General features: G+C 68.7%; 14 protein-coding genes and 1 tRNA gene. 8 read left to right on the forward strand and 7 right to left on the reverse strand.

Annotation, left to right across the window (positions count from 1 at the left end):
- Positions 1–56 precede the first annotated feature (56 nt).
- The gene (locus AB0H21_RS31700) at positions 57–650 is read left to right on the forward strand and encodes a thermonuclease family protein (protein WP_358524008.1); all 594 of its coding nucleotides are present in this window, start codon (positions 57–59) and stop codon (positions 648–650) included.
- Between the two features lie 584 nt (positions 651–1,234).
- Positions 1,235–1,308 (forward strand) — tRNA-Arg (locus tag AB0H21_RS31705).
- A 207-nt stretch (positions 1,309–1,515) separates the two neighbouring features.
- Here the strand turns inward: AB0H21_RS31705 and AB0H21_RS31710 are convergent.
- The 3 genes from AB0H21_RS31710 to AB0H21_RS31720 all read right to left on the reverse strand — a co-directional run bounded on the left by AB0H21_RS31710 (position 1,516) and on the right by AB0H21_RS31720 (position 3,927).
- A complete protein-coding gene (locus AB0H21_RS31710; RefSeq protein ID WP_358524010.1) occupies positions 1,516–1,905 on the reverse strand; it encodes a hypothetical protein in 390 nt (129 codons plus the stop codon).
- A gap of 184 nt (positions 1,906–2,089) precedes the next feature.
- Positions 2,090–2,731, reverse strand: coding sequence for a peptide chain release factor H (prfH, locus tag AB0H21_RS31715; RefSeq protein WP_358524012.1), 642 nt, complete (start codon positions 2,729–2,731; stop codon positions 2,090–2,092).
- Entirely contained in the window at positions 2,728–3,927 is a 1,200-nt protein-coding gene (locus AB0H21_RS31720) for an RNA ligase RtcB family protein (RefSeq protein WP_358524015.1), read from the reverse strand. The genes prfH and AB0H21_RS31720 overlap by 4 nt, the downstream gene beginning before the upstream one ends.
- Positions 3,928–4,185: 258 nt before the next feature.
- Between AB0H21_RS31720 and AB0H21_RS31725 the strand changes: the two genes are divergently transcribed.
- On the forward strand, positions 4,186–5,733 hold the full coding sequence (locus AB0H21_RS31725) for a plasmid pRiA4b ORF-3 family protein (protein ID WP_358524018.1): 1,548 nt from the start codon (positions 4,186–4,188) through the stop codon (positions 5,731–5,733).
- 105 nt (positions 5,734–5,838) lie between these two features.
- Here AB0H21_RS31725 and AB0H21_RS31730 read toward each other — a convergent pair whose 3' ends face one another.
- On the reverse strand, positions 5,839–5,976 hold the full coding sequence (locus AB0H21_RS31730) for a hypothetical protein (protein WP_358524021.1): 138 nt from the start codon (positions 5,974–5,976) through the stop codon (positions 5,839–5,841).
- Entirely contained in the window at positions 5,973–6,560 is a 588-nt protein-coding gene (locus AB0H21_RS31735) for a hypothetical protein (RefSeq protein WP_358524024.1), read from the reverse strand. Before AB0H21_RS31735 ends, AB0H21_RS31730 begins: the two co-directional genes overlap by 4 nt.
- Positions 6,561–6,783: 223 nt before the next feature.
- Here AB0H21_RS31735 and AB0H21_RS31740 point away from each other — a divergent pair, with 223 nt between their 5' ends.
- Both AB0H21_RS31740 and AB0H21_RS31745 read left to right on the forward strand, forming a co-directional pair.
- Positions 6,784–7,620 carry a hypothetical protein gene (locus AB0H21_RS31740; RefSeq protein ID WP_358524027.1) on the forward strand — a complete coding sequence of 279 codons (837 nt, stop codon included), beginning with the start codon at positions 6,784–6,786 and terminating at the stop codon, positions 7,618–7,620.
- Positions 7,617–8,129: a hypothetical protein gene (locus AB0H21_RS31745; RefSeq protein WP_358524030.1), complete on the forward strand. Its 513-nt coding sequence runs from the start codon at positions 7,617–7,619 to the stop codon at positions 8,127–8,129. Before AB0H21_RS31740 ends, AB0H21_RS31745 begins: the two co-directional genes overlap by 4 nt.
- Positions 8,130–8,360: 231 nt before the next feature.
- On the opposite strand, the gene AB0H21_RS31750 is transcribed toward AB0H21_RS31745, so the two are convergent.
- Both AB0H21_RS31750 and AB0H21_RS31755 read right to left on the reverse strand, forming a co-directional pair.
- On the reverse strand, positions 8,361–8,555 hold the full coding sequence (locus AB0H21_RS31750; RefSeq protein WP_358524033.1) for a hypothetical protein: 195 nt from the start codon (positions 8,553–8,555) through the stop codon (positions 8,361–8,363).
- A gap of 130 nt (positions 8,556–8,685) precedes the next feature.
- Positions 8,686–9,108: a hypothetical protein gene (locus AB0H21_RS31755; protein WP_358524035.1), complete on the reverse strand. Its 423-nt coding sequence runs from the start codon at positions 9,106–9,108 to the stop codon at positions 8,686–8,688.
- Positions 9,109–9,368: 260 nt separating this feature from the next.
- Between AB0H21_RS31755 and AB0H21_RS31760 the strand changes: the two genes are divergently transcribed.
- Genes AB0H21_RS31760 through AB0H21_RS31770 form a run of 3 tightly spaced genes read left to right on the forward strand, consistent with a single transcriptional unit; the run spans position 9,369 to position 14,458 of the window.
- Positions 9,369–12,542 (forward strand): CHAT domain-containing protein, encoded by a 3,174-nt coding sequence (locus tag AB0H21_RS31760; protein ID WP_358524038.1) that lies wholly within the window; start codon positions 9,369–9,371, stop codon positions 12,540–12,542.
- A gap of 9 nt (positions 12,543–12,551) precedes the next feature.
- A complete protein-coding gene (locus tag AB0H21_RS31765; RefSeq protein ID WP_358524041.1) occupies positions 12,552–12,854 on the forward strand; it encodes a CATRA system-associated protein in 303 nt (100 codons plus the stop codon).
- Positions 12,854–14,458: a CATRA conflict system CASPASE/TPR repeat-associated protein gene (locus AB0H21_RS31770; RefSeq protein ID WP_358524044.1), complete on the forward strand. Its 1,605-nt coding sequence runs from the start codon at positions 12,854–12,856 to the stop codon at positions 14,456–14,458. Before AB0H21_RS31765 ends, AB0H21_RS31770 begins: the two co-directional genes overlap by 1 nt.
- Positions 14,459–14,484: the final 26 nt, after the last annotated feature.

Raw genomic sequence — 14,484 nt, forward strand, 5'->3', positions numbered from 1 at the left:
TACCCGCCGACGCCGCCCCCGTTCCCCAAGGGGCCATCGCCGCGAAGGTGAGTAAGGTGGTCGATGGGGACACCGTAGACGTCGCCTACAAGGGAAAGACGCTCCGTGTCCGCCTGCTGGATGTGAACGCCCCGGACAAGGGCCAGTGCTGGGCGGCTGCCGCGACCACGCGCACAGCGACGCTGCTCGCCGCCGGGAAGACCGTCAAGCTGCTTCGCGACAAGACCGCGCGGGACTCCGCCGGCCGCTACCTCTTCTACGCCTGGAACAGCGCCGGGGTGTTCGTGAACCGCAATCTGGTCCGATACGGGTACGCCAGGGCGGTCCAGGTGGGGGCGAACGCCGCGTACATCAAGGAGTTGCTTGACGACCAGGCCGCAGCCAAGGCCGCACGGCTGCGCATCTGGTCAGGCCGCTGCGACAGCGGTTCCCGCCCGACTCTCAAGCCCACCCCCAAGCCGACCCCGACGCCGAAACCCACTCCCAAGCCGACGCCTTCGCCGTCCGACCCACCGTCAGGGAACGACCCCCGGTTCAGCACCTGCGCGGAAGCCAACAGGAACGGCTACGGACCGTACTACCGCGACCGCGACCCCGAGTACCACTGGTACCGGGACCGCGACGGCGACGGCATCGTCTGCGAAAGGTAGCTCTCGGGCACAAAGCGGCCTCCTCCGACGAGGTGGCCGCTACACCGTGTCCGACCGCCTGACCCTTCCAACCACCTGCGCACCGTCCAAGAGCACCCTCAGCTCAGCCGGATAGAGCACCGGACTTCTAATTCTCCCCGCCTGAATCGGTTCACCGCCGCGCCGTCACCCGGACTACGCGCCCGGCTCCCCGGCCTGCCACCGCTGACCTGGCACCTGGTGGCAGGGCGACCCCGGTCCCACAGAACCTCGCCCGGCACGTGCAGATCGTCGCGCAGTGGGGCGACGCGCTCAGCGCGCCCCTGGAGACAATGGCGGGCCGCGCCCGGTCACGCTCAACCCCCGGTCACACTCAAAAGAGACGGTGGCGCGTGTACATCTCGACCGCAGCGTAGGGCAGGCCATCGCGGCAAACTCGTCGCATCCGGTGGAGGGGTCTACTGCTTGCCCTCCGCTATCCCCCTTTCGCGCATGCCCCGACATCCCTCTCACCCTCCCATCTGGTGTCACGAGATCACATGCCCCAGCCGACTCACCCCCGAGCGGTACGCAGACATCCCAGCATCAGGCACAATTATCCGAGAGCGCCCTTAGCTCAGCTGGACAGAGCACCGGACTTCTAATCCGACGGTCGCAGGTTCGAATCCTGCAGGGCGCGCCCGCCAGAGCAGGTCACCCACCGCCTGACCTGGTCTTTTACGTTGATCGGCGAGTGACACCAGCAGCAGCCGAATGCCACCAGAAGCAGCCCCCAGTCGGTGACCACGGGATGTACGCGGGATGGATCCGAGGCCGTTTTCCCAGATCAGAGGCACAAAATCGGAGGGCCACGGGATGACCGCGACCCTCCGGTGGTAGATCGTCTTCACGCCGACAGCGCCTCGGCTGTCCGCTTGTTCGCCATGTCGCGCTGCCCGTCGATGCACTTCGCGTACACCCGGAGCAGCACGTCCATACTGTGTCCGGCCCGCTCGGCGATGTCCGGCGCCCGTACCCGGGGTGACCCTGGTGGCTTATTCGTGATCAGGCGGTGAGGGGTCTCCTCCGAGAACAGTCCTCGCTCCGGCAGCGTGGATCTGGCGACGGCATCGAGCAGCTCCGTCAGTTCGTCCTCCGCCGTGCCGCCCGCCGCGGTGAAGAAGAGGTTCGGCGTCTCTGTGCGCCGGAGGAACTCCTCAACGAGGCTCGACTTGCCGACCCGCCGCCTTTCCCCGCATGAGGATGCATTGACCTGGCCTGGCCGACCCGGCGGCATCGTGAACCGCTTGGAAGGCGTTGCGGAGCACGTTCAGCTCCCGGTCCCGCCCGATGAAACGACGCATGACACCCCCGTAGCCGACAGTATCGATAGAGATACTATCGCTATCGATACTGTCTTACCCCTGCCCGGGCGTGACGCTGTGGATGCGGGAGAGGGTGAAACGCGTCCGGCGGCGCGTCTACTTCTGCGGGGCCAGGTCCTGATTCGACGTTGCCGGACGTTCGATGCGGGTGGGGTTGCCGCGTACGAGCTCGTCGTGAATGCGCCAGCGGGCGGTGGTGACAGCGCGCTCTGCCGCCTCGTCGCCGTGCTCGATGCGCTGTCGCAGCAGCCGCATGGCGATGCGGCGGTTGAGGCTGAACTGCCGCTCGGTGTCGACCACGACGACGATCCCCGTGGGCCGGTGGGTCGCCCGTACCGCCGTGCTGGCCTTGTTTCGATGTTGACCGCCGGGGCCGCCGGTGCGGCAGGCGACGATGTCGACGTCTGCTTCCGCGAACGTCGTGCGCGGGGTGTCGACCTGGCACGGTTGGGCGATGACGTACCAGTTCTTTCGGCCGGTACTGGTCCGGTATGGGCTGGAGGCTTGCCAGCACAGGGTTCCGGTCCACGAGGCGGCGAACGTCTCGGCGCCGACTCCGGTGATTCGGATGAGGACCGATCGGTAGGTGCCGGGCCGGTCACCGGGAACGTTGTGGATCCGGTGGGTGTCCAGGTTCTGCCGGGTGGCGTCGGCTTCCAGGCGGTGCAGCAGCTGGGCCAAGGCCCAGGCACACTCCTGCGGGCCGCGCCCGGCCGACAGGAGCAGGTGGACGCTCACGGCCGGCCTCGCTTGCGGCGGTGGTCCCGGTGGTCCCCTTGGGGCGTGGACCCGAGGTCGGGCGTCTTGTAGGTGACCAGCGGGATGGTGGTGGCCACGGGCGTGGCCAGGTCATGGTCGACGAGGTCGGCGATGACCTGCTCGATGCGCTTGTAGGCCGTCGGCGCCTCCTCGAAGAGGAGCTGGCGGTCGCCGCACACCACCAGTGATCCCATCGGTGTGCGGCGCAGCTCTTCGACCGTGTGCTTGGCCCGGCCCCGGCGCAGGGCGTCCGCGCGCGACATCTTGCGGCCCGCGCCGTGCGCCACGGAGTGGTTGGCGTGCGGCCCGGCGTGGGCGGCCACGAGGTAGGAAGGGGTGCCTCGCGTACCGGCGATGAGCACGTCGCGGCCGTCACCCGGCGCCGCCCCCTTGCGGTGCAGGTAGATCCCGTCGCGGATCTCGACCAGGTTGTGGCACTGGTCGACGATCGGCTCGGTGGGTTCGGTCCCCAGCGCGTGGGCGACCCGGGCGGCCAGCAGCCGCCGGTTGAGTGATCCCCAGCGTACGGCGTCGTCATGCATGGCCAGGTAGGCGCCGGGATCAGGGGCGGGGCCCGCGCCGTGGACCTCGGTGTGTGCCCTCAGTATCCGCTCGCCCAGTCCTCGGGAACCGCTGTGGACGATGAGAACGAGGTCGCCGGCGGCGAGTTCGAGACGGCTCGCGTGGTCCGGCTCGAAGACGGTCCCGATTCGCGCCAGCTCGACGAAGTGGTTGCCCCGGCCGACCGTCCCGAGACCCTCGACGTGGCCGGCGGGAATGTCGCCCTTCACAGCGGCCCAGGCGGGATCGTCGGCGTCCTGCTCGGGGTCGAGTGCGCGATCGAGATCGGGGAACCGGGCGGCGAGCTTCTCGGGTACGGCGCGCTTGAGCTTGACGGGGAACACCGCGATGCCGCAGCCAATGTCGGAACCCACCAGGAACGGGTACAAGATGGTCGACGCCATGGCCGCGCCGATGGGGGCGCCCTTGCCGGGGTGCAGGTCCGGCATGGCGGCGACGTGCATCATGCCGTCGAGGGCTGCCACCTGGTGGCACTGCGCGACGGCATCGGACTCGATCCAGCTTGTGGGGGAGGCGAACACGGTGACGCCGGCCGACCCAGTGGCCGGGGTGGACGGTGGCAGGAGCTCCTGCTGGGAGTGTTGCTGGGACAAAGATGCTCTCTTTGCTGAACAGGTATGGGTGGGTGGCATTACGGCGCGAGTCGGCGCCGTGGCATCTTGGAGTAGCGGGGTGTTGTCCGTCAGCGCATCATGGACGCCACATTTCCCTGAGCCCGCCATGCGAGGCAAGCGGTTTTCGGCCGTGCGGGCCTGTATGTCGGTACGCACCCTCACTCAACGACGTGCGACGCGCTGCGGGGTGTTCCGGGGTCCGCACCTTGAGATCGGCGAGGCGATACGCTCGCCGCCATGCCCTCCGTCGCCGAGAGTCCGGTGTTCACAGCCGCCCACGCCCTGGCCTCCTGGGTAGGCACCGGTCGGGCGGTCACGCCATCGATCGCGATCAAACCGGCACTGGTGCCCGACGCCGCACTGGCCCTCGGGGTGGCGTGTCCGGCCAAGGTCCGACGCCTCAGCGATGTGCCGGAGGTGCAGCGGGCTTGGCTGACCGCGGTGGCGGCAGGGTTGGTCACGATCGAGGGCTCGCGTGCCGTACGGGCCGAACCCGCGCCGGCGCCTGGCGCTGACGCCTGGTATGCGGCCCTGGAGCAGGTGGTCGCAGCGCAGATCACTGACCCCTGCGAGGTGGACCCGCGGATCTGCTGCCTGGTCACGCTGGACCTGTTGGCGGAGGAGGCACCGCCGCTGGGCCAGGCGCTGCGCGAGGCGGTGGAGCATGAGATGCGGCAGCGTGGTGATTGGGACTGGCGCTTCATCAGGCTGGCCGACCGGCATCCCGTCGACCACCTGCTGACGATCCTGGTCGCACTCGGTGCGGTCGACGACCGGTTGATGGTCACGGAGCTGGGCGAACACGCTCGCAAAGAACTGGCGGAACGGTTGCCGCTGCCGATCACCGCGGACCTGAGCGCGGCGGAGGTACTGCACCGGATCGCTACCGCCCCGCCGGAGGAAGTGCCGGAGCTGCTGTGGCGGTGGCGGATCGAGGATCTCGAACCGGGCTCACGCAGGGTGGTTGATCGGCTCCCCGAACTGTTGCGGGCCGCGGCTGAGGCGTCCCCTGCCGGACGGCTTAGTGTTGTCGAGGTCGTGGCTGAGCGCGGTGATGCCGAGGTGTTGTGGCAGGCGGTGCGTGACCTGCCTCTGCTGGGGCCGCATGCCCGCTGGTGGCTGGATGCGGAGATTGAAGGGGATCGGGCGTGGCGGGCGGTCGACTACGCGCTTGCGGCGCTTGATCGCTATGGGGTAATTGACGCTCGGTATGCCCTGCTGGACATGATGGGCGGCGACCTCCATGAAGGAGTCGGGGGCAGCAGGCACCCAGAAGCGGGTCGGCTCCTGGCCGTCCTGCCACGGACGGCACCGGCGATTCCTGGCTACCAGCTGAAGATCTCCGCCGCCGGGGTGTGGCGACGGGTCCTGGTTCCGGAGAACTACTCGCTGGGTGATCTGCACCAGATCATCCGGAGGCTGTTCGGCTGGTCGGATCACCACCTACATGTGTTCAGGGTCGGCAAACGCCACTTCAGCGACCCCTTCCGGCCGTTGGAGGAGTGCGGGGATGAAGACCTATGCCGGTTGAACCGGGTGCTGCCCGCACCGCGATCGGTGCTGCGGTACACCTACGATCTCGGTGATTGCTGGGAGCACGAGATTCTCCTGGAGAGGGTGGTCACCGAGGAACTCGCTGCCCCGGTCTGTGTGGACGGCCGCGGCGACAACCCGATCGAGGACTACAACCCGGAGTACCCCGAAGATCCGGTGCCCTTCGACCGGGATGCCATCAATCGGGCGCTGGCAAGACGGACTCTGGCGGGTGAGGGCGATGACGAGTGACGAGGCACTGACCCAGATGCCCGGCTCAGGCTTCCGGTAGGCCCTGCAATACCTCTTGCGCGCGGGTCCGCACGCGTTCGTCGCCCGTGTGCTCGATCACCGAATTCAGGAGGTCTCGGGCGATGTCAGGACGCTTCCGGCGTGGTCGACCAGGCAGAGCGTGCAGAACCACAGGTCCCAGTACGACCACTCGCCGGTATCGTCAACTTTCCAGACCTCCGGCCCGTAAATTGTCGAGCTCACCGGCGTGTCTCACGCTCGACGGTGGTGCTGGTGATGGTCCAGGTGATCGCCGGGATGCCGGTAAGCGGGGCCGCGGGGGCGGCCGCGTTGTTCCACGCCGCCGCCAAGCTGCCGCTGATCTCGTCCGCGGCGTCGGGGGCGTTGTGCACGGCGATCGTTCGCAGTGCGGCGAGGTCGCCCACCTGGACCTGGACCGACCAAGAGACCTGGAACTCCCGATCGGCTACTTGTCCGACCGCGTGCTCGGCTGCCTCAAGGCGGATCGCGCCGCTCTCCATCAGCGGCCATAGCCCCGCCGTCGGATCGATCAACCAATCGAGTGCTCCTTCTGCGGTCGATGCGATCACCTCCCGAGTGTCGGGGAGGTCCTCATCATCGTCGTCGGCGTCGCCGATCCCGATGAAGGCACCGCTGTCGAAATCGTCCAGCGCCTTATCGCGGAGCACGGCGAGATTGCGGACGACAACCTGCGCGGTCATAGTCCGTCGCCAACGCTGACCGGAGCGGCCGGGGTCATGAGACCCGGTCACGGGAGGCATCTCCGGGGCGGGCAGATCAAAGAGCGCGGGGGTCTGCTGGGGCATGGCTCAGACCGTATCGCGGCCAGCCTCTCGGGCACCGCTCGGACGGCCAATCACGACTGTTCCGTTCCGCAGCGTGGCGGGCGGGCCAATGTCACCAAGGGGGGAAGTCGCGGGGCATGAGGCGGGGGACCTGGCGCGCGTGCCAGCGTCTGGACCCTGAGGCCATGAGAAACTGAATACGAGCGATATCCGCAGGCAGAGGCGCTTGCGACGACGGGATGTGGTGGGCGAGACCGTGGACAGCCGGGTGGAGGAGGCGCTTGCCATGCCGGCGCGCCGGGACAAGGGCGAGGCCGAAGCGGCCCGGTCCGCGTTCGGCTCGCTGACCTTCGGCGCAGGGCTCGACAGCGTCACTCTGTACGGCCTGCAGTACTGGTTGTGGTATCAGCTGCCCACGAAATGGTGGACCGATCTGGCCGAACATCTGCAGATCGCCGCGGCGCTCGGCGCGCTCTTCCAACATCTGAGGTTGCCGCGCTATGCGGCCGTCTGCGCGTCCGACACCACCACGCAGGTCATCTCGGCCTGGCGCCAGAGCCGCCAGTCCGGGTTCACCGCGCTGAACAAGGCGATGAGTGCGTCCGGGGTGGAGCCGCCCGATGTCGAGGGCGTGCTCGTCTGGGGGAAGGTGATGGGCCTGCACGAGAACGACGCTTTCCAGTTGGCGGCCGCGCAGTTGGAGGCGACGATCGCCGCGGATGAGCTGGTTCCCGGGACGCGGGGCTGGCGGGCCGTTGCCGAGCAGGTCACCCGCGAGTGCCTCACGGTGCCGTGTGCCGTACCGGGTGGGGGGAGCTGGCTGGAGGCGATTCACGGCGAGCGGATGGAGACGTGGGCCATGTCGCGTGGTGCGGCACGCAAACGGCTCGCTGAGGCGGTCATGCCGCAGTTGGAGACCGTGCCGGGGGTGCCTGAGGGGGCCGCGGAGCGGCTGGCTCCGGTGCGGTGGTGGCTGCTGGACCTGGCCGCCGCTGAGGGCGGGGTCCCGCTCACGGCCAACCACAACTTGGCGCGTACGGTCCTCGCCAGGGTTGTCAGCGGTTCGGCTGGCTCACCTTGACCGGCCGGCCACGTTCGGAGTCCGACATCGTGGAGGCGTGGACGCTGCGTGAGCTGGTCCGTGAGCTGAGCGCGGTACGGCGTAGCAAGCGCAGCCTGCTGCTCACCCCGGCGGGGAAGAAGCTCGCCGCAGCCGATGGCTCGACGCTGTGGACAGCGGTGACGAGCGCGTTGATCCCTGCCGATCAGGCCGAAGGCGTCGCTGCGGAGATCACACTGATGCTCCATCTGACCGGCAGGGTCGGATACCGGGAACAGTGTGCGGCGGTGGCCGAGGCGATGGCCGGGGAGGGCTGGCATTCTCCCTCCACCGGCCAGCCGATCACCGGTGAGGACGTCGGCTGGCTCATCGGGGTGGTCCACCGCCGTCTGGATCTGCTGGGGCTGCTTCGCCGTCAGCGGAGTCTGGACGAGGTCGGCGACCGGCTCACCGATGCCGGGCGGACCGCGGCGCTGGCCGCGCTCCGTGCCCGGGCGCTCCGGCCCCGGACGGCTGTCGGGTTCGGCTGAGTCCTACATCACGGGGTGAGTTTCGAGGCGCAGACGGTCGGGGGACACTGTCGCGAGCTCACACGGCAGGGTCACCGTTGAAGCTGCGGACGAATCCCCCGGTGGCTGTCAGCCGAATGGCGTCAACGCACCATCGTAGGCAGGGAGCCCATCGCGACGCCCGCGCCGGCACGCCACCCCAATCCCGTCTCAACCCCGACGAGCTCCTCGGCGAGGTCGATGACCCGGCAGTCACACGACCCGTACGGGAGTGTGATCTTGTCCTCTGCGGAGATGCCACAGTTCCTCGAAGAGCTGGCCCGCCTCCAGCCCTTGGTCAAGACGCCAGAGGAGCTTCACGTCATCCAGGCATTCGAGGAGCTTGCCCGAGAATGCGCAGCGGACCCGACGCTGGAACTCCACCTGGACGGAGACTGACACGCTCATCCAGCGACAGCAGCAGTGATCTGCCGATAGGCGATCTCCTGCTGACCGTCGATGAACTCGGCACTCGGCGCTCCAGTCCTACATCCCGCCTTGGCCGAGCCGCCATGCCACATCCGCCTGGCAAACTCTGTCAACAGTGCTCTTCCAGATAGATCAGTTCGTCGCCGGCATCGTTGACGAACCATGTAGCCGTGTACGTCACCCATTCAGCGGGCGGTTTCTTCACGCCGGGGCCTTCGAACGAAGGACGCAGCTCAGCCCAGACCCGCGCCCGATCTTCGGGAGCGATGACAGAGCGGTGAAACCCTCCAGCCGCGCCGACCACGAACGGCACTCCCGGTTTGGCTATCAGCCGCTTGACGATCCGGAGATCGGCATTACGCTGCCGGGCCCGCCACTTGGTTCCATCCGGAGTAACCAGTTCCCCCGAAGATCCCGGACTCAAGCCACCCACCTGAGATCCGTCCGACAGCAGGTCATCCTGCTCTACGGCGACGGCCTCGGGCAATTCGTTGCCTCCCTGGCGGGACTTCCGTTTCGACACCTGGATCACCCGTCACAGACGACCACCGGCTCGGGCGACCCGGCAACGTCCAGGACGCAGCATGACCACCGTGATGAGGAAAACACCCCCAATCCAGGGAGATCTACTGGTAGGTCAGGTATATGCGGGATGAGGCGTTGGCTGCGGTCGCAGAGGCTGTACATCGCGCTCGGGACGAGGGGTCTCATGATGGACTGCTTTCGTGGCGGGTGAACCGGCAAGCCGCCAGGCTTGAGAAGTGGTTGCGGAAGCGGCCGGATGATGTGCCGGTGCGGGTGGCGCTCGCATGGTTCCACTGGCTGCGGGCCGAGAGGCTGATGATCGGCCGGGGCATTGCGCTCCGGTACGCGCTCCAGGCCGGGAAACCGTTGTTCTTCGAGGAGTTCGAGGCGCTGCCGGCCGGTCTTGCGACGATGATCGCCGAGAGCCTGCTGCCCGAGGTCAGGCAGCATACCGTCGAGCTCGTCGACAGTGAGGACGTGGTGCTGCTGACGAGGCTCACCGCGATATGGAGCAGGATCGTCGAAGCCACGCCCGCTTCCCACCCCGAGTACGGGGAGCGGTGCTTCGTGCTCACCGGCTTTGCCAGCCGACTCGCCAACCGCGACCCCGACCCCGTCCATTTGGAGACCGCGATCGTGAGCGCGCGGGCAGCGGCCGGAACAGGAGGCGTGGAGGCGCTGATCGGACTGAATGCGGTCCTGCACCAGAGGTACATGCGGTTCGGTGATCCCGGCGACCTGGCGGAGGGTATCGCCCTGCTCCGCGGGTGTGCCGACGTCGAGCTCGCGAGGCTGCCTCTCGGCGGCGCCCTCATGACCAGGTATGGCCACACCGGGGACCTGGCCGACCTTGAGGAGGCGGTGGCCGTGTTCAGGGAGGCGGTCGCCTCGGACACCCCGAGCGTCTTCCAACTCGCCGACGCCCGGATGGTGCTCGCCGGCGCGCTCGGCCAACTCGCTGAGGCCACCGGGGACGGCAGCGCGCTATCCGAGACGATCGACCTGCTCGCCGCGTGCCGCGCGGAGCCGGATCTCCCCGACGACCAGCGCTGGCTGGTGACCGCCGAACTCGCACACAGTCTTCACCGCCGCTCCGAGTTCACCGACGATCCGGAGGACCTCAACACGGCGATCAGCCTCTTCTGGGAGATAGCAGATAAGATCCCCCACTTCATGGGCTTCTCCGCGTTCATTTCCCACAACTTCGCCGTGGCCGCCTACAAGCGCTATACCCTCCTTTCCGACGAGGGCGATCTCACTGCGGCCCTGACCTGGGCGGAGGCCGCGCTGGAGGAGACCCCGCCCAGCGCGCCCGCCTACGCCCAGCACCTGCACATCGCCGGGCTCTGCCGGTACCAGCGGTTCCTGCGCTATTTGGACATCGACGACGGTGTGGCCGCCGTTCGTTCACTCCGTGACAGCGTCGAGCGCTCCGACTCCGGGCACCCGCTGGCGGCACCACGTCTCGACGCGCTGATGGCGGCTTCGCGGGCGCTCATGTTGGTGACGGGCCGACGGGAGGACCTCATACCGGTGCTCCACGCCCTGCGTGAGGCCACGGCCGGAATGCGCGACGATTCGCCGGACCGCCCCCTGCAACTCGCGCATCTCGGTCATGTGACCATCGATCTGGGCGAAACGCGTATAGAACGGGACGAGGGGGTGAAGTACTGCCGCGAGGCCGTCGCCATGACCAACCCGGACGACCGCCACGGCGCCTATGTGCGCCATGTTCTCGGTGAGGTCCTGAGGGACCGTTATCTGGCCGAAGGCGTCAGGGAGGACATGGCCGAGGCCGTGAGAACGCTGGAGGAGATCGTCGCCTCCGAGCCGACCGCCCTGCTGCTGCGCATCGAGGCGGCGGCGAAGCTCAGCATGCTGCTGGCCGCGGACGATCCGGGTCGCGCGGCCGACCTTCTGCGCGACGCCGTCGCCATGCTCGTGCAGCGCGCTCCCCGGCAACTGCGGCAGGCCGACCAGTTCGCCGCGATAGTCCAGCACGACGGCCTGGCCGCCGACGCCGCCGCGCTGGCTCTGGCCGCAGGACGGCCGCCGGAGGAGGCACTGGCCGTGTTGGAGTCCGGCCGCGGCGTGCTCCTGGGCCAGGTGCTCGACCTGCGAGAAGACCTCTCCCCACTGCGGGCGCGCGACCCAGGACTGGCGGACCGGCTGACGCGCCTGCGCGCCTACCTCGAATCGACCACGTCGGGCTGGGACGTCGACGGCGACGCCCGCGATGTCCATGCCCGGCACCAGGCCGCACGGGAACTCGAAGCGGTACTCGACAAGATCAGAGCACTCCCCGGTTTCGACGGCTTCGCCCGGCCGCCCGATCCGCACACGCTGCTGACCGCCGGCAGGCATGGCCCGGTCGTGGTGCTGACAGCGAGCCGCCACCGCACCGATGCCCTGCTCGTCACCGCCGAGGGTGTCACCTGCCTTCCTTTGCGTGGACTCACCCGCGACGCCCTCCAAAACCTCGCCGACCTGCATGACCAAGCCATATCCAAGATCACCGAAGGTCCCGGAGTGGAGGAACGCCGGGACGGGCAGCGTCGGCTCACCGATCTGCTCGGCCGGATGTGGGACGAGATCATGGAACCCGTCCTCACAGAACTCAGGGCGCCGGTGGCGTCTCGCCTGTGGCTCGTCCCGTGCGGCCCGTTCGCGCGCCTCCCGTTGCATGCGGCGGGCTATCACGCCGACCGGAACCGGAACATGCTCGACCGGGTGATCCCCTCCTACAGTCCGACGTTGCGGACGCTTCTGCGGGCTCGCGAGCGGGAGTCGGCCGACGCCGCGCCATCGGATCCGAACGCGGCCGTCGTGGTGGCGATGCCCTCGACATCGGGATATGTCAGGCTCGGCTCGGTCGACGCTGAGACCGCCGTGCTCCGCCGTCATCTGCCGGGCGCGCTCGTCCTCAACGCGGACGGCACGGATCCCCCCACGAAGGAGACCGTCCTGTCGGTTCTGCGTGACTGCTCTATCGCGCATTTCGCCTGCCACGCGGCGAGCGCCGCAGCACACCCGTCCTTCAGCCACCTCGTCCTGCGGGACGATCCATCCGGCTGGCTGCGGGTGGCGGACCTCGCGGCCCTCGATCTCGGGCGGGCCCGTCTGGCGTACCTGTCAGCGTGCGAGACGGCCTCGCAGCCCTTCGGCAACGCCGATGAGGCGGCGCATCTCACCGGGGCGCTGCATCTCGCGGGATTCACGCACGTCATCGGCACGCTCTGGCCGGTCGGCCCCGACACGGCCACCGTCACCGAGGGCTTCTACACACGGGTGAGCACGGACGGCGGCCCGGACTCGGCGCGATCGGCGGAGGCGCTGCACGCGGCGGTCCGGGCGATGCGGGACGGAGACGACCTCCCGGACGGCATCACCCGGGTACAGAGGCCCTTTGTTTGGGCGGCATATGTCCATGTCGGCCCGTAGACTCCAGGTGTGTCGCACGATCTCCGTGAGGACCTGCGGGCGGTGCTGCGTGAACTGTCCACCGCTGAACTGCCACCCGACCGCGCCAGGCAGGTCGGTCCCGCGCTCCGTGCCGCGGCCGACGCTCTTGATCGGAACGATGCCGTCGCCTTGTTCGAGGCCGTTGAGGACCTGAAGATCATCATCGGCCTGCGGGTGACGCGCATCGGACCTAAGGAACCGTCCGACGAGCCTCGACCCGACCACGAAGAGGAGCGGACCGATCTCGCCAGGCGGCTGGGCCTCGCCGAGGACGGCTCCGGCGGCCGCTGATGGAAGGCTGGGACTTCATCGTCCATCTGTTCGCCCTGCCCGAGGACGAACGGGATCTGCTCCGGATCCTCAGCCTTTGGGACGCATGCGCACACCGGCTCGGCATGACCAGCCCGATCGCCGACGCCGGGCTCCCCTCCGACCCGCCGCCCGGCAAGCCCGGCCCAGCGGCCGACACGACGCTCGCCGCCCGGCAGGACACGACAGGCTCACGCCAGTGCGTCCTGCGGGTCATCGGCGGATTCCCCAACCTGTCACTCGCGCTCTCGGGAACAGAACCGCAGGCGTGGGAGGAAGCGACGCGGCTGTGGCAGGAGGCGTCCGCAAGGAACGCCGACGGTCTTCTCGGTTCTGTTCGCATCCACCTCGCGCGGCTCACCGGTCTCGGCGCCGCCCCGTCCGCCGAGACCGCCCGGGACCTCGCGGCGCTGTGCGGCCTCCCCGGCGCCGGCTGGTTCGGCCAGGGGACGCGCACCGCTGACGGATTCCACCTGTGGGAGCCGACCGCCGAGCGCGGGGGCGACGCCCATCGCGACTTCCTCGTGGCCGCGGGAGCCCACCGCGACAGGGAGGTCAGCGCCTGGCTGTGGTCGGACGGCGGTCCGCAGCCCCCGCCCTTCGCCCGGTACCTGCTGAACGCCGCGAAGATCCGCCAGCAACTCCGGCTGTGGGAGTCGTCACACCGCCCGCGCACCCGTGTCGAGCGCATGACCGAGGATCTCGTCGGCGAGGTCCCGGGCGGTACTCGGCTGGAACGTCTGCGGCGGGGCCGAGCGGATCTCATCGCCACCGCCGACGACCTCGCCGTGATGCGCACGGCGGTGCGCCGGTCGGCCGACAACATCGTCGCCGCCGTGCCACGCGAACGCTCGACCGGGCCGGTCCAGGCCGATCTGAAACGCGCCGAGTGGTTCCTGCGGCACCTCGACGCCGACCTCGAGGCCATCAAGGCCGGACGGGAACGGACCGAGCGCGTCATCGAGGAGCTCACGGGAACCGCCCGCCGTCCTCTGGCCGAGCCGGACGGCACGCGGGCACACGATGACCCCCCAGCCGGAAAACGGCACAACGTGTTCGTCGTGCACGGCAGGGACCGGCGCCTGCGTGATGCGTTCTTCGACTTCCTACGCGCCCTCGACCTGCGTCCGCTGGAGTGGAACCAGCTGGTACGGCTCAGCGGCGACGCGTCCCCTTTCCTCGGGGAGGTCGTGGTGCGAGCGCCCGACCATACGCAGGCGGCGCTCGTCCTGCTCTCGCCTGACGACGTGGTGAGCCTGCACCCAGAGCTCCACAAGGCGGACGAGGACCCCTTCGAAGTACGGCCGACCTGCCAGCCCCGCCCGAACGTGCTGATCGAACTGGGGATCGCCCTCGGCTCCTACCCCGACCGTACGGTGATCGTCCATGTTGGGCGGCACAAGCCGATCGCCGACCTCAACGGCCGCACATACCTGCGGTTCGATGGATCGGCGACGGCGTTGGGCAAGATCGTGGAGGCGTTGAAGGCCGCAGGGTGCGCGGTGGACGACACCGGGATGGACTGGCGGAACCCGACCCGCTTCTCTTCGATCACCGCCTATACCCGGGAGCCTCCAGGTTCCTGACGGACGGAAGCCATCCCACCGCCCTA

The organism is Sphaerisporangium sp. NPDC051011 (assembly GCF_040653595.1).
GTDB lineage: Bacteria > Actinomycetota > Actinomycetes > Streptosporangiales > Streptosporangiaceae > Sphaerisporangium.

What these genes read in the sequence shown, in the direction of transcription:
- AB0H21_RS31735 (WP_358524024.1), bottom strand. Translation starts at nt 6,560, where the DNA reads ATGCCCCAGCAGACCCCCGCGCTCTTTGATCTGCCCGCCCCGGAGATG.
- AB0H21_RS31710 (WP_358524010.1), bottom strand. Translation starts at nt 1,905, where the DNA reads ATGCCGCCGGGTCGGCCAGGCCAGGTCAATGCATCCTCATGCGGGGAA.
- AB0H21_RS31770 (WP_358524044.1), top strand. Translation starts at nt 12,854, where the DNA reads ATGGAAGGCTGGGACTTCATCGTCCATCTGTTCGCCCTGCCCGAGGAC.
- AB0H21_RS31750 (WP_358524033.1), bottom strand. Translation starts at nt 8,555, where the DNA reads ATGAGCGTGTCAGTCTCCGTCCAGGTGGAGTTCCAGCGTCGGGTCCGC.
- AB0H21_RS31725 (WP_358524018.1), top strand. Translation starts at nt 4,186, where the DNA reads ATGCCCTCCGTCGCCGAGAGTCCGGTGTTCACAGCCGCCCACGCCCTG.